This window comes from Enterobacter cloacae complex sp. 2015409 (assembly GCF_041365315.1).
Taxonomy (GTDB): Bacteria; Pseudomonadota; Gammaproteobacteria; order Enterobacterales; family Enterobacteriaceae; genus Enterobacter; species Enterobacter pseudoroggenkampii.
The window spans coordinates 2749341-2763810 of the sequence record NZ_JBFTVM010000001.1; the positions used below are offsets into that span (position 1 = coordinate 2749341).

14 protein-coding genes and 1 tRNA gene are annotated in these 14470 nt (G+C 50.8%); 7 read left to right on the top strand and 8 right to left on the bottom strand.

Annotated features, from left to right (window positions below; all coding sequences use genetic code 11):
- Positions 1-216 precede the first annotated feature (216 nt).
- The 5 genes from ACDO57_RS13400 to catA all read left to right on the top strand — a co-directional run bounded on the left by ACDO57_RS13400 (position 217) and on the right by catA (position 5456).
- Complete coding sequence (locus tag ACDO57_RS13400; protein WP_370884094.1) at positions 217-1290, top strand: catalase family peroxidase; 1074 nt, start codon at positions 217-219, stop codon at positions 1288-1290.
- Positions 1287-1874, top strand: coding sequence for a cytochrome b (locus ACDO57_RS13405; protein WP_370884095.1), 588 nt, complete (start codon positions 1287-1289; stop codon positions 1872-1874). The genes ACDO57_RS13400 and ACDO57_RS13405 overlap by 4 nt, the downstream gene beginning before the upstream one ends.
- 397 nt (positions 1875-2271) lie before the next feature.
- Positions 2272-2766 carry a molybdopterin-dependent oxidoreductase gene (locus ACDO57_RS13410; RefSeq protein WP_048990400.1) on the top strand — a complete coding sequence of 165 codons (495 nt, stop codon included), beginning with the start codon at positions 2272-2274 and terminating at the stop codon, positions 2764-2766.
- Positions 2767-2783: 17 nt separating this feature from the next.
- On the top strand, positions 2784-4715 hold the full coding sequence (locus ACDO57_RS13415) for a bifunctional diguanylate cyclase/phosphodiesterase (RefSeq protein ID WP_032646104.1): 1932 nt from the start codon (positions 2784-2786) through the stop codon (positions 4713-4715).
- A gap of 63 nt (positions 4716-4778) precedes the next feature.
- Complete coding sequence (catA, locus tag ACDO57_RS13420) at positions 4779-5456, top strand: type A chloramphenicol O-acetyltransferase (RefSeq protein ID WP_370884096.1); 678 nt, start codon at positions 4779-4781, stop codon at positions 5454-5456.
- A gap of 49 nt (positions 5457-5505) precedes the next feature.
- Here the strand turns inward: catA and ACDO57_RS13425 are convergent, their stop codons facing one another.
- Positions 5506-5862, bottom strand: coding sequence for a hypothetical protein (locus ACDO57_RS13425; protein ID WP_230581871.1), 357 nt, complete (start codon positions 5860-5862; stop codon positions 5506-5508).
- Between the two features lie 341 nt (positions 5863-6203).
- On the opposite strand from ACDO57_RS13425, the gene ACDO57_RS13430 reads away from it, so the two are divergent.
- On the top strand, positions 6204-7013 hold the full coding sequence (locus ACDO57_RS13430) for a DUF4225 domain-containing protein (protein WP_024909473.1): 810 nt from the start codon (positions 6204-6206) through the stop codon (positions 7011-7013).
- Here ACDO57_RS13430 and ACDO57_RS13435 read toward each other — a convergent pair.
- From ACDO57_RS13435 to proB, 4 genes are all read right to left on the bottom strand, one after another.
- A complete protein-coding gene (locus tag ACDO57_RS13435) occupies positions 7010-7324 on the bottom strand; it encodes a hypothetical protein (RefSeq protein ID WP_020882780.1) in 315 nt (104 codons plus the stop codon). The genes ACDO57_RS13430 and ACDO57_RS13435 overlap by 4 nt on opposite strands.
- A 638-nt stretch (positions 7325-7962) precedes the next feature.
- Positions 7963-8035: transfer RNA gene (locus tag ACDO57_RS13440), tRNA-Thr, on the bottom strand.
- Positions 8036-8146: 111 nt separating this feature from the next.
- Positions 8147-9400 carry a glutamate-5-semialdehyde dehydrogenase gene (gene proA / locus ACDO57_RS13445; protein ID WP_048990118.1) on the bottom strand — a complete coding sequence of 418 codons (1254 nt, stop codon included), beginning with the start codon at positions 9398-9400 and terminating at the stop codon, positions 8147-8149.
- An 11-nt stretch (positions 9401-9411) separates the two neighbouring features.
- Positions 9412-10515 carry a glutamate 5-kinase gene (gene proB / locus ACDO57_RS13450; RefSeq protein ID WP_061715910.1) on the bottom strand — a complete coding sequence of 368 codons (1104 nt, stop codon included), beginning with the start codon at positions 10513-10515 and terminating at the stop codon, positions 9412-9414.
- Between the two features lie 304 nt (positions 10516-10819).
- Between proB and phoE the strand changes: the two genes are divergently transcribed.
- Complete coding sequence (gene phoE, locus ACDO57_RS13455) at positions 10820-11872, top strand: phosphoporin PhoE (RefSeq protein WP_148769531.1); 1053 nt, start codon at positions 10820-10822, stop codon at positions 11870-11872.
- Positions 11873-12034: 162 nt separating this feature from the next.
- Here phoE and crl read toward each other — a convergent pair whose 3' ends face one another.
- The 3 genes from crl to gpt form a co-directional block, all read right to left on the bottom strand.
- Complete coding sequence (gene crl / locus ACDO57_RS13460) at positions 12035-12436, bottom strand: sigma factor-binding protein Crl (RefSeq protein WP_024909470.1); 402 nt, start codon at positions 12434-12436, stop codon at positions 12035-12037.
- A 57-nt stretch (positions 12437-12493) separates the two neighbouring features.
- Positions 12494-13738, bottom strand: coding sequence for an esterase FrsA (frsA, locus tag ACDO57_RS13465; RefSeq protein WP_045909843.1), 1245 nt, complete (start codon positions 13736-13738; stop codon positions 12494-12496).
- A 104-nt stretch (positions 13739-13842) separates the two neighbouring features.
- Positions 13843-14301 (bottom strand): xanthine phosphoribosyltransferase, encoded by a 459-nt coding sequence (gpt, locus tag ACDO57_RS13470; RefSeq protein ID WP_010427903.1) that lies wholly within the window; start codon positions 14299-14301, stop codon positions 13843-13845.
- Between the last annotated feature and the right edge of the window lie 169 nt (positions 14302-14470).

A 14470-nucleotide genomic window follows, 5' to 3' on the forward strand; every position in this document is an offset into this window, starting at 1 on the left:
CACTCTTTCTCGCTGGGTCACCGACTCGGTCACAACTTCCGACACGATGAGTAACCCGGCCTTTTTGACAGCGGAAAGGTTTAAACTTTTCGTGATATTCTTTCTTTACGCCCCTTAGTTCCTATACTCGAGCCATATTCGCCACTGTATTAACACCTGTCACGCGCAATACGTTGCGCATGACAGGTGAAGATATTTTTTTCTGGGAAAACGTCTATGTCGAAACTGGATTTGAGGTCCAAAAAAACCTGGGGCGCGCTGGCAGCGATCGCCGTTGTCGCCGGTACGCTGGCATCTGCTTTTGCATGGACGGCGGGCTGGCTTGGTTCACGCACGGTCAGCCAGGCACTGGTAGGGGAAACACCGAAACCCTTCCCACCGGGTTTTCGCCGCGCGCATGGAAAAGGCATCTGCTTTGCCGGCACCTTTACGCCAAACGGCTCGGCGGTTTCTATTTCTACCTCCCGCCTCTTCTCGCAGCAGGAAGTACCCGTGGTGGGTCGATTCTCTATTGGTACTGGCGATCCGCATGCCCCGGATAGTACGACCAAAACCCTGAGCATGGCGCTGCTGCTGAAGACAGATGACAAGCAACAATGGCGGATGGCGATGAACAACGAGCCTTTCTTCGCCACGCACAGCCCGGAAGGTTTTCTGGCCTTGCGAAAAGCCACGGCCGTTGATGCGGCCACCGGAAAACCGGATCCGCAGCGTCTGGCAGACTTTTTAAAAGCGTACCCGGAGGCGGAGAAATACCTTAAATGGGCGGCACAAAAACCCGCGCCCGGCAGCTTCGCAGGCGCGACGTTTTACAGCATTAACGCCTTTTACCTTGTGAACGCGCGGGGGGATCGCCAGGCCGTTCGCTGGATGATGCATCCGCACGAGCCTTTCCTGTCGATAAGCGATGAGCAACGACAGAAAGTCGATGACAACTTCCTGTTCGAAAACCTGCGTCAGCGCCTGGCGCAGAAGCCACTCTACTGGGATTACGTTTTGCAGCTCGCACAGTCTGGCGATCCGGTGGATGATCCTTCCCAGCCATGGCCGGACGATCGCAAAAAGGTGGTAGCCGGCACGCTGGAAGTGACGCGGGTCGAAGCACAATCCACAGGCGCGTGCCGCGACGTTAACTTTGATCCTTCTGTCGTTCCTGCAGGCGTTGCGGTGTCTGATGATCCCATCTTAAACGCCCGCTCCGCTGCCTACTCCCACTCTTTCAGCCGCCGTGAGCGGGAAATCGGCTACGGCAAAGCCACCGAAGCCGTGCAAAAGCAGGAGGTAAAATGAACTCAAATAAAGATATGCGAGCGCACGCGCCGCAGCATTTCAATACCCTGGCGCGAAGCCTGCACTGGCTGATGGCGGTGATGATCCTGTCCATGCTTTTCATCGGTGCCGCGATGATGACGTCGTTACATCACCGGATTTGGCTAATCGACCTCCACCGGCCGCTGGGGATCGCCATTTTACTGCTGGCACTGGTTCGTCTGGTCAACCGGCTCCTGAGCCGCACGCCCCCACTTCCTGCCGATTTGCCCGCCTCGCAGGTGCTTGCCGCAAAGGCATCACACTGGATGCTGTATGGGTTAATGCTGGCAATGCCGCTGCTGGGCTGGGCGCAGCTGTCGGCAGCGGGCCTGCCAATTGTCATGTTTGATGGCGTCAACCTGCCGGCGATTGTCCCGACCAGTCCAGCACTCTATGCCTGGTGCCACGACGCCCATAGCCTTCTGGCAAAGTTGCTTTTTGCCGTGGTGCTGGTCCATCTCTCCGCCGCACTCGTTCATGCGTGGATCTACCGGGACGCAGTGTTTGCCAGCATGGCGAAAGGAGGTAAGTCGGCGTCAGCCATCCGGGATGACGTGAAGTAAGGCAAGCGGTAGGGGACACGCACAATCAGAATGTTCGTGTCCTCGCTTATCATCATCCTGAAACAGCGCACACAACCGGGGCGCGTATTTCGTCGCCAGATTCGCGCGCCAAAAAGCCACGGACACCCCGCAATTATCGTGGAAGATAATATCTCTCAATTAAAGCGATTATTTTTTAAACAGAAGAGCATTTATGCCCGCAATTTTAGCTTTTATCAAAAAGTTAAGCGTCGCTCTAGTATCAAACACCCAGACACCCGCAACACCTAACTCATTGATTAAAATGACTTTACATCAATAAAAACGATAAAACCCCCTACTCCCCAACAAAATATATCAACTCGTGTGATATCTAAATTATAATTCTTATACTTCTGTTAAAAAGGTGGAGGTCAAAATGCGATTAACCCTACTGCTGTTATGCTGTCTGGTACAAAGTGTAACCTGGGCTGGCGACCTGCCAAAACCAGTTGGTAAACCCATTTTAACGATTTACGGTAATATAGAAAATACCAATGAAAATGGAAAAGCAGTGTTTGATCTCGCCAGTCTTGAAAAACTCGGAGTAGTGAGTTTCGAGACGACTTCCCCCTGGTATAACGGTCGTACGAAGTTTGAGGGTGTCCCAATGAGCAAGCTCATGGATTATGTGGGTGCAAAAGGTACGAACATTAATGTTATTGCGCTCAATGATTACTCAACCGTCATCCCTCTCAGCGACTTTAAAAAATACAACGCCATACTTGCCTTAAAGGTCAATGGCGAATATATGCGCATCCGCGATAAAGGCCCATCGTTCATTGTATACCCCTATGACAGTCTTCCTGAGTTGAATAATCAGATTTATTACTCACGATCAGCATGGCAGGTAAGCAAAATGAAGATTGAGTAGTCGTTCAGGAGAACATAATGAACAGGATACTGGTTGGTATCATTTTTTCTCTTTTTATCACGACAGGATATATTGCATACCTTGTTTATGATCGACAGCAGGAATTGCAAAAACTGACTCAATACACTGAGTCCTGGTCCGTGGCACAACTGGTATCAGAGTATTACCGTTTTGAATCATGGCTTGGTCTATACGCAACCGATACTGATGACGTTACGATAGACCAGGTCCGCATGCGCCTCGAAATTATGCTCAGTCAGGGCGATTTAATGAAGGGAGGCGATTTAGGTCGCTACATTGACAGCGATAAAACGCATCAGGAGCTCGCTTTACGCTTAGAAAAAATACTGGCCTATCTGGATAGTCATCTTGAAAAAATGAGCCACCCGGAGTTACAGGCATACCTGACAAATATGCATGAGCTCGATGCACCGCTCAGCCAGCTGTCTGCAACGGCATTAACAAAAGATATTAACACGGTTAATGAATCCAACAACAAAATACAAATTCTGTATTATATTTACTCCGCACTTTCTTTGCTTCTGGTGATTTTAAGCTTTATTCTTGGCTTCTTAATGATCTACCAGAATAAAAACATTCTGAAAGCACACATGCAGGTTAAAAGCCTGGCTGACGAACTTCAAATATCAAAAGAAAAACTGCAAATTCAGAACTCGAAGCTGGAATATGATGTTTATCATGACTCCCTCACCGGCATGAAAAACCGCCTTTTCTTCTGGGACGATCTCAACAAAATTAATCTTCAAGCAGATAAAAACCACGTCCCCGTCACGGTGATGTTATTTGATTTAGACCGCTTCAAAGAGGTCAACGATACCTATGGCCATGATACGGGAGATTTGCTGCTGAATCAGGTATCCCGACGGCTGACCTCGATGAGCAGCGCAACGGATACGTTTTACCGTTTAGGCGGCGATGAATTCGCCCTTCTCTCCAGCGGACTCACGGAAACCGCCGCCGTTTCGCGCGCCAAAGAAATCAGCGATCATATCAGCCAGCCCTATACGATTAATAACCAGCTGATAAAAATTGCCACCTGCGTGGGCATCGTTTTATCAGATAATGAACGACGCTCTGATTATCTTTACAAATTTGCCGACCTGGCCCTCTACGAAGCGAAAAAAGAAGGTTCGCAGCAGATCAAAGTCTTCCGGCAGTGGATGCTGCAAAGACTGCAGGAAAGCAGGACCCTTGAACATGATATGGCTCTGGCGATCGATCACAATGAATTCGTTGTGTATTACCAGCCTATTGTCGATGCATTCAGCAATGAAATTTACGGCTATGAAGCGCTTATTCGCTGGATACACCCGGTGAAAGGGATACTCGCGCCAGATTATTTTATTTCCGTCGCTGAAAAAACGGGGATGATCAATGAGATCGGCAAGTCGGTGCTTGAGATGGCCTGCCGGGAAGCGGTGTCCTGGGCGGTGCCGGCCAGGATCTCGGTGAATGTCTCACCCGTTCAGCTAGGCACTAAATCGTTTACCACGATGGTGCAGTCCATTCTGAAAGAGACGGGGCTACCGGCCAACCGACTTGAGTTAGAGGTAACAGAGTCTTCGCTCTTCAGTGACAGCAACATGCCGATCACTATTCTCAAAAAGCTCCGGGCACTGGGCGTAAAAATTTCCATCGATGATTTCGGAACGGGATATTCCTCGCTTTCACGACTGAGTGAACTTAATTTTGATAAAATTAAAATCGACAAATCCTTTGTGAACCCGATATCCACGCAGGATGATGCCCTAAATATCGTTAAGTTGATTACCGGCATGGCGAAGAGCCTCAATATGCGGGTCATTGCTGAAGGTGTTGAAACCGAAGCGCAGCTTGAACGTCTTCAGGCGCTTGGCTGCGATCTCGTGCAGGGATACCTGTTCGGAAAACCACAGGCTGAGATTGACAGGAAGATTAGATACGGTTGAAATGGTTGTGCGGTTGTTTCTGGCCCAAAATCATGTAGACGATTGATAATCAAAGGTTAAACAATGAAAAAAACAGCCCCGGCCTATACGCCTGTTGATTTATCTCGTTGGCCAAGGAAGGAGCATTTTGAAATCTTCCAGTCATTTGCTGAGTGCACAATTAACCAAACCGTTCTGATCGACATTACCGCGCTGCGAAAACATATCAAAGCGGTGGGTTGGAAGTTTTACCCCACGATCATTTTTCTCCTGTCTAACATCATGAACCGGCATCCGGAATTCCGTATGGCCATGAAAGATGATGAGCTCGTCGTCTGGAATGAAATTCATCCAAGCTATACGATTTTCCATCCCGAAACGGAGACGTTTTCGTCGCTATGGAGCCATTATGACGGCAATATTCATCACTTTCAGAACACGTATGCAGAAGATACGGCCCGCTATGGAAATAGCCTTTCTTACTGGCCGAAGGAAGAGTCCCGGGAAAATGTCTTTTTCGTGTCGTCGATTCCGTGGGTAACGTTTACGAACTTTAATATGAACATTGCGCACATGAAGAACTTCTTTTCGCCTATGTTCACGTTTGGAAAATACTACGAGCAGGATGGAAAAGTGCTGCTGCCGCTCGCGGTGCAGGTCCATCATTCGGTGTGCGATGGCTTCCATGTGGCAAGGATGTTTAATGAGTTGCAGGAGATGTGTGATGGTTTGTCGGGGCTGTCAGAGGAACCTGGCGCATGATGCCTAAGAAGTGTTGATGTTTTCCTTCTGTCAGGAGTGAGTGAGAAGCCTACCGGCCTTTCATCATTTTATGCGCTTTCCATGTGAGGCCAAGTGGAATCAGATACCAGACCGCAATAACGCCAATAATTGCAACAGGTAAGTAATATAACAGCAGCGAGGGCGTATAAAAGATGGGAAGGAAAATCAGCGGTGCAAGGATAAGCATCAGACAGATAATCCCTCCATAAAAACGCTTGCTCAGTTCATCTATTAATGTTGAAAGCGTTTCGCCAGTATTTTCATTACTACTCAATACCTCTTTCAGACGAGACAATTGCTTATTCGAAAAACCATTATCCAGTAGATCTTTTTCCGTTAGTTCACTGGTCATTTGCTCGCCTATCTTCATGGTAGTTATGTTCATGCAAGAATACCCTTAAGATGTGCTTTTTTAAACACTAGCCCAACTGAGGAATTACCAGAGATAGCAGACAGGATTGAGGATCAATAAGCACTATGAATCGCCACAGGTTTAACAGACGCCTCAGAGTCATGTTGGACTGACCCCATCCCGGTAGACGATCCTGCACGTACTCCAGGACGTTTGATACGTCGGACAATGAAAAATAGAGAATTACCGCGTGGAGTCCCAGAGTTTGATTATGTGTTCGTTCCGCTAAAATCAGACGTTGGGAAAGCATTTCCTGTTGTCTTCGACCTTATTGCACGTAAAATGACCAGACACATTTTGGGAAGGAGTCTTTAATGGATATTGCGCTGCTCAACAGGGGCTGGAACAGAACATGGTCAGATACCATGGTGAATCTGGAAGCCCGGAAACTCGTCGAAACAGCAAATCGGCTATCAGCATTCTATTTGCAAGATGGGATAACACGTATCAAGTTTGTTGGAGAGATAAAACAGGTTGTAGATAAAGAATTTGAAACAGCACGACGAGCTAAAACCGATGAAGAATGTATTGTATGCATCAAAAATCTTCGTGCTGAAACAGACAACCTGCTTGAACAAGAGCGTCTATTAAAAACCAAGTCCGCACAGCTTTACGCGAAGGTCGAGTTTGTTAAGGAAAATAATAAAATCGTCGGTTATGTTATATCCGCTGTAAATGTGGTGCTATCAGGCGTGGTTCTCTTTGGTGGCTTTATGATGTTATCCACTATGGGGCCGATTGGTATGCTGGCTGGGGCAGTCCTGATTGCCGATGGAATGAACGGATTAACGAAAGAAGTGCTCAACTTTGATCAGCCAGCAGGACATATACCCTCGCAAGGTATCATTGCTGACTCCGCGATGCATACGGCCCAGTTCATGGGATTTAATCCTAACACGGGCTTGGCTCTCTATAATGGTGTTACTCTTGGTGCCAGTGTGTACAGCATTGTTGGACTCGCTCGAAAAACTGGAGCCTGGAGATTATTCCGCTGGCTTCCACACGATTACTATCGCAAAGTCAGCACAATGAGCACTCCTAAGCTAACAATGAAGATTGTCGGTTATGGTGTTAAAGCAAAAGTGATTTTCGATCTATTGACAACCGAAAATGGAACCAGTTAATCCTTGATAGTTTTTCGGTAACGCCAGGATTTATAGGAAATTACCGGCGGCTGTGCAAAGGACATAATGGCAACCCCAAAGATCATCGCCAGCCCCCATGCAAATGCTCTATCAGGTGAGCTGAAGACGATAAGTAGCAGTAGGATTAAGGCACACACAGCCACCACTCCCGCTAAGGTAACAAATCGCCTAGCGAGGTCATTTATGGCCTCTCCAAGCGTTCCTCCATATTTTTCAATATTGCTTTTTATCTTCTGCAATTCGGGCTGCGTAAACCCTGAACGTAACAAAGCCTCATCAGTCACTTTCATATCGTCTCGTCCCTTATCTTCCAGAAGTGCTTTCCCAATCGCTGATTGTACAAGCAATCATACTGATGAACTTTACAGCAATCCACATGATGTTTGTGCAATGTATCAGATTTAAGACAATAGAAGCCATAAAGCCCCGTTAGTGGTACAAGCAACAAGCGGAGCGTAGCGACTTCATCAGGCCAACCTAGTTGGTTTCGCTTTGCGAAAGTCACCAGTGACCAAATCAGATTGTCAGAGAGATCACACCTTATCAGGGTGCTCGTGTACCTTTCGGAGCGTGAGCGAAGCGCTGGCAGAGCCGGATCTGTTGCTACCGGGGCATTACCACTATTCACCTGTTTACGCAGCCACAAGGCCGCACATCGGGCTTAAATGCGTGTGATCAATCTGTTTCGGGATGGTTTAGAGACGTTGGCAGCGTCATCAGCTTCGAGTTGATAGCGGTTCGTGGGGACTGTTCACGCTTTGTACCTGTTCGAGCTTTACAACTACAGGCCGCTACGTGCTAACATCCCTGAATAGCCACTGTTAACCATAGCGGCAACTGTTGGTCATAGAATCCCTTAAAAAAAGGTTGTATCTTGAGAACAAAAATCGTCTTAACTTATTGTTTTTAAAGGATTTTGTTGTGTGAGTGCCGATAATAGGAGTCGAACCTACGACCTTCGCATTACGAATGCGCTGCTCTACCAACTGAGCTATATCGGCCCTGAGAGGCCGGTTACGAATGTAACCACGGGGCAAAAGGTTAGATCTATCCGGGTGATGCGTCAATGCCCTTTTGAATCAAACGGCTACTTTTGCATCACCCGTGATTATTTACGCACGAATCGTATCGTCACCGAAGCCGATCCACTTGTACGTGGTCAGCGCTTCCAGCCCCATCGGACCGCGCGCGTGCAGTTTCTGCGTGCTAACCGCCACCTCAGCGCCGAGGCCGAACTGGCCGCCGTCGGTGAAGCGGGTGGAGGCATTAACGTACACCGCAGAGGAATCCACTTCGTTCACGAAGCGATCGGCATTGCGCAGCGTACGCGTCAGGATGGCGTCAGAATGCTGCGTCCCATGCTCACGGATGTGTGCAATGGCGTCGTCAAGGTCGGTAACGATTTTCACGTTCAGATCCAGTGACAGGAACTCGTCGTCGTACTGCTCCGCGTTGACGGGAACCACGTTAGCCGGGCCATCCTGAAGCAGCGCGAGCGCACTGGCGTCAGCATGCAGCGTCACGCTGCTCTCTGCCATCTGTTTGCTCAGAGCCGGCAGGAAGGTGTTCGCAATATCCTGATGCACCAGCAGCGTTTCAACGGTGTTACAGGTGCTTGGACGCTGGGTTTTCGCGTTAACGATAATCTTCAGCGCCGGTTCAATCTCAGCGCTGTCGTCGACCACGATGTGACACACGCCAATACCGCCGGTGATCACCGGAATCGTGGACTGCTCGCGGCACAGCTTGTGCAGGCCCGCGCCGCCGCGTGGGATCAGCATGTCGATGTATTTGTCCATGCGCAGCATTTCGTTGACCAGCGCGCGGTCCGGGCTCTCAATTGCCTGCACGGCACCAGCCGGTAATCCACACTCTTCCAGCGCCTGCTGAATGACTTTCACCGTCGCGGCATTGGTGCGCCAGGTCTCTTTCCCACCGCGCAGAATAGCGGCGTTGCCGGTTTTCAGGCACAGGGAGGCGACATCCACCGTCACGTTTGGACGGGCTTCATAAATAACGCCGATAACGCCGAGCGGCACGCGGCGGCGCTCTAGGCGTAAACCGCTGTCGAGCAGCCCGCCGTCGATTACCTGCCCTACCGGGTCGGCCAGATTGCAGACCTGACGAACATCGTCGGCAATGCCTTTCAGGCGGGCCGGGGTCAACGCCAGACGGTCGAGCATGGCTTCGCTCAGACCGTTTCGACGCGCCTCAAGTAAATCCTGCTCGTTGGCGAGCAAAATCTCCTGGGACTGTGATTCCAGATAATCAGCGATTTTTTCCAGCACGCGGTTTTTCTCGCGGCTGGAAAGGAGCGCCAGTTTATAAGAGGCGGCCTTCGCGGCGGCGCCCATTTGTTCCAGCATGTTCTGGCTCCTTAACGAATAATCATGTCATCGCGATGTACGGCAACCGGGCCATATTCATAGCCCAGAATGGCGTCGATCTGCTGTGAGTGGTGACCCGCGATGCGGCGCAGGGCATCGCTGTTATAACGGCTTACGCCGTGGGCGATGTCGCGGCCTTCGAGGTTACGGATACGGATCACTTCACCACGGGAGAAGTTGCCTGTCACGCTTTTAATTCCTTTAGGAAGTAATGAACTTCCTCGTTCCAGAATCGCGGCGGTTGCCCCTTCATCGACGACGAGTTCGCCCGCAGGCGGCGCGCCAAATATCCAGCGTTTACGGTTTTCCAGCGGGGATTCCTGAGCGTGGAAGCGGGTGCCGACCGAGATGCCTTCCATCACGTCACCAATCACGCCTGGGCGGCTGCCCGCCGCAATGATGGTGTCGATACCGGCGCGGCACGCCACGTCAGCGGCCTGCAGCTTGGTCCCCATGCCGCCCGTTCCGAGGCCGGACACGCTGTCACCGGCGATGGCGCGCAGCGCATCGTCGATACCGTGAACGTCGGTAATCAGCTCGGCATCCGGGTTAGAGCGCGGATCGGCAGTGAACAGCCCCTGCTGATCGGTCAGAAGCAGTAATTTATCGGCACCGGCCAGAATGGCGGCCAGCGCAGAGAGGTTATCGTTATCGCCTACTTTGATTTCAGCGGTAGCAACGGCATCGTTCTCGTTAATGACCGGAACGATATTGTTGTCCAGCAGCGCGCGCAGGGTATCGCGGGCGTTCAGGAAGCGCTCTCTGTCTTCCATATCCGCACGCGTCAGCAGCATCTGCCCGACGTGGATGCCATAGATAGAGAACAGCTGTTCCCAGAGTTGAATGAGTCGGCTTTGCCCCACGGCGGCCAGCAGCTGTTTGGAGGCTATCGTCGCGGGGAGTTCGGGGTAACCCAGGTGTTCACGCCCGGCGGCAATCGCCCCGGAGGTCACAATCACAATACGATGCCCTGCGGCATGTAACTGAGCGCACTGACGTACAAGCTCAACAATGTGGGCGCGATTTAGGCGGCGCGATCCGCCTGTTAAAACACTGGTACCGAGTTTTACCACCAGCGTCTGGCTGTCACTCATGATTCTCTGCCGTTCAACGATAAGGGAAAGTAATGTCGAACGAACGTTTTAGCAGGAGTCAGCCCCGTTGCCAACTGCCTTAGCACATCGCGAAACACTTTGTTGCGCGGGATCAGGAAGCGTAGCGGGAGAATTTGACACTTTTATTACCGAAATAATAAATCACAGTTTTTTAAAATTATTCTTAGTTTGTCATAAAAGTTTCATTCCAGAACGATAAAACCCTTCCTGTTTTTTCACGGGACTTAAGCATGAGCTTATCGTCCAGCGAATTTTTTAGCGCGTTTATAAGACAGGATCGAAAATGAAAAAGAGCACTCTGGCATTAATGGTTATGGGCGTAGTGGCTTCTGCATCCGTTCACGCAGCTGAAGTTTATAATAAAGATGGTAATAAGCTGGACGTGTACGGCAAAGTGAAAGCCATGCACTACATCAGCGATGATGCCACCAAAGATGGCGATCAGACTTACGTTCGTTTCGGTTTTAAAGGCGAAACCCAGATTAACGATCAGCTGACGGGCTATGGCCGTTGGGAATCTGAATTTGCGGGTAACAAAGCCGAGAGCGACTCCTCTCAGAAAACCCGTCTGGCGTTCGCGGGCCTGAAGCTGAAAAACTTTGGTTCTCTGGATTACGGTCGTAACCTGGGTGCCCTGTATGACGTTGAAGCATGGACCGACATGTTCCCTGAATTCGGCGGCGACTCTTCCGCGCAGACCGATAACTTCATGACTAAGCGTGCTACCGGTCTTGCTACCTATCGTAACACCGACTTCTTCGGCGCGGTTGACGGCCTGGACATGACCCTGCAGTACCAGGGCAAAAACGAAAACCGTGACGCCAAGAAACAGAACGGTGACGGTTTTGGTACCTCTCTGAGCTATGACTTCGGCGGCAGCGATTTCGCCGTCAGCGGCGCTTACACCAACTCTGACCGCACCAATGCGCAGAACCTGTTGGCGCGTGGCCAGGGCCAGAAAGCAGAAGCCTGGGCAACCGGTCTGAAATATGACGCGAACGATATTTATCTGGCAGCGATGTATTCAGAAACCCGCAATATGACGCCAATTTCTGGCGGATTTGCAAATAAAGCGCAAAACTTTGAAGTGGTCGCACAATATCAGTTCGACTTTGGTCTGCGCCCGTCCCTGGGTTATGTCCAGTCTAAAGGCAAAGATATCGAAGGTATTGGTGACGAAGATCTGGTGAAATACATTGACGTTGGCGCGACCTATTACTTCAACAAAAATATGTCCACCTTTGTTGATTATAAAATCAACCAGATTGACGACAAAAATAAACTGGGCGTGAGCAGCGATGACATCGTTGCCCTGGGTATGACCTACCAGTTCTGATGATGCGAAATAAAAAACCGGCCTGTGCCGGTTTTTTTTTTATTTCGGGGATTAATGCGGACTGGTGCCCTCACCCCGGCCCTCTCCCACGGGGAGAGGGAGAAAACCATCATTTTTTGTAGGCCGGGTAAGGCGAAGCCGCCACCCGGCGCTGTGACACCATCAGGCAGTCAGCTTCACCGCTTCGCTGGAAAAGTTATCTGCGGGCTCGAGCTTGAGATCCAGAGTCGCCAGCAGTGCGCGTGCCTTATCATGGAACTCTTTTAGCGTATATTCCAGGCGGTCAATCACTTCCTGATCTTTAATCGAGGTCGCCTGCCAGTTGCCGTCTTTATTAAACAGGCCAAACTGGTAGCTATACGTAAAGCGTTTTTCCTCTGCTTCCATTTCCATCCACCAGCCCCAGAATTCACGTTTTTCGGGTGCAGGCTTCACGTTGACGCATACAGCCAGGCAGTCGAAAAAAAAGCGATTCTCTTCACACTGCTCTTCTCGAATATACGGGCCGAGAGCCATAAACTTCTTAATCAGTCTACTTTTCGGGTGTCCACTCGGTAACGTCATTACGATCTCCTTTTGTGAAGCCACTGTTTTACCAAACCAGCAAAATTTAGCAATCTATTAACACAATCTCTGAGCGATCCAGCGCGTAATCTCTTTCAGCGCTTTATCGAAATTCTGATAGACCGGGCTGAACGGCACTTCTAGCAATTTGCCATCCGCAGATGACGACGTGATTAAGCGCGACTCTTCTTCCGGACTGAACGGATCGTTTTTCCAGAATCCCGACAGCATCGGCGTTGGGCAGCGACGTCCCAGCAACCCTTGCGTTTTTAACGAGTAGCGATTGAGCTCAACGCGCAGCGCTTCGTCTGATGCATCATGCATGCCAAGACGGCTGGCCAGCACATCAAGGTACATTTCAGGTACGCTCCCCTGGCGTGCAGGATCGCTGAGCAGGGCGTGAACGACCGGACCAAGGCAGGCGACGGCTTTCAGGCGAGAAGATTCAAGGTAAGCCAGACGCACCGCGACGTTTGCACCAAAGCGGAAGCCAAATGCCGCCACGCGGGTGTGGTCGACCCACGGAATGTTTTCCAGCGCTTTTAGCGCATGCTGGTGCAGCAGGCTGGAATCCTGAGTCAGTTTCCATTTGGAGGAGAAGCCGATTGAGGGCATATCCAGCGTCAGCATGGCGATCCCTTTTGGTGCGAAGTAACGCTCATACAGGCTGTAATAATCGATCTGCAACGAATCCAGCCCACCGCACATAAGGACGGTCGGGAACGGGCCTTCACCTTCAGGCATATGCAGGAACCCGGTAATGGATGACCCACCCGGAATGGTAAACTCGAGTTCGCGCATCTGGCCCGGCAGGCGTTGAGCCGCCTCTTCATAGGCGCGATTCGCCAGCGCCTGTGCCTGCTCGGCCAGCTCATCACCTTTCAGATGTGGATACGCGGCAATGGCGTAGAGATTGGCCGCATGCAGCCAGTGCTTGCCGCTGCGCGTGGCATCCTCTTCCTGGGTGGCTTTCTGCTGCCAGAGCATTGCCTGTTTAGACCACTCGTAGATCCAGTTTCCGCCGCGATAGCCCACTACCGTATCATAGAGTTCGCTGTCGGTACGCTCGGCTTCACTCATCACGATACGTGCCTGCACATCAAGGATTTCACGGGGGTCGATACCGCGCCAGACCCACATCAGGCGGTTAATCATACGATACCAGTGGGGCACGTTTTTACCGTCTAACGCGGACTGGACGGCAGGCTGTGTCCCCGGATTAAAGCGACGCACCAGCGTCGACGTTTCAGGGTGTTTGAAACGGGGTTTGAAAAGTGTCTCGGTGAGATTCGCCTGCGTCATTGCGTTGCCTCCATGAATACGTCATATGAAGACTATTGTAACGCGTGGCAGGCCAAAAAGAACAACGCCCGGCATTGCCGGGCGTGTAAAGTTACGTACTGGGATTAACGGCCTGAAATCGGCGGTACGAAGACCACGCCCATATCCCATGGCTGTTCAATCCAGGTATCCTGCGGGATATCAATCACGTAATCGTCAACCAGCGGGCGGCCCGCCGGTTTCGCGAAGATAGTGACGAAATGTGCTTTCGGATACATTTCGCGGATAGCGACCGCAGTACCGCCGGTATCTACCAGGTCATCAATCACGATGAAACCTTCACCGTCGCCTTCCGCGCGTTTCAGCACGGTCAGCTCACGCTGGTTGTCATGGTCATAGCTGGAGATGCAAACGGTATCGACATGACGAATACCCAGCTCACGTGCCAGCAGCGCCCCCGGTACCAGACCGCCACGGCTGACGGCAATAATGCCTTTCCACTGTTCGGAAGGCATCAGACGCGCAGCCAGTTTGCGTGCGTGAATCTGCAACATGTCCCAGGTGACGACGTATTTTTCGCTCATGTGAAGTGTCCCAGCCTGTTTTTATACGGCTTAAAAAGTGTTCGAGGGGGAAATAGGTTGCGCGAGATTATAGAGATCTGGCGCACTAAAAACCAGTGTTTAGCGCCCTCTGCCTGTGTTTTTACATGCTTTATGCTACCAGCCAGCAGAGAAAGTGGTATTCTCAGTT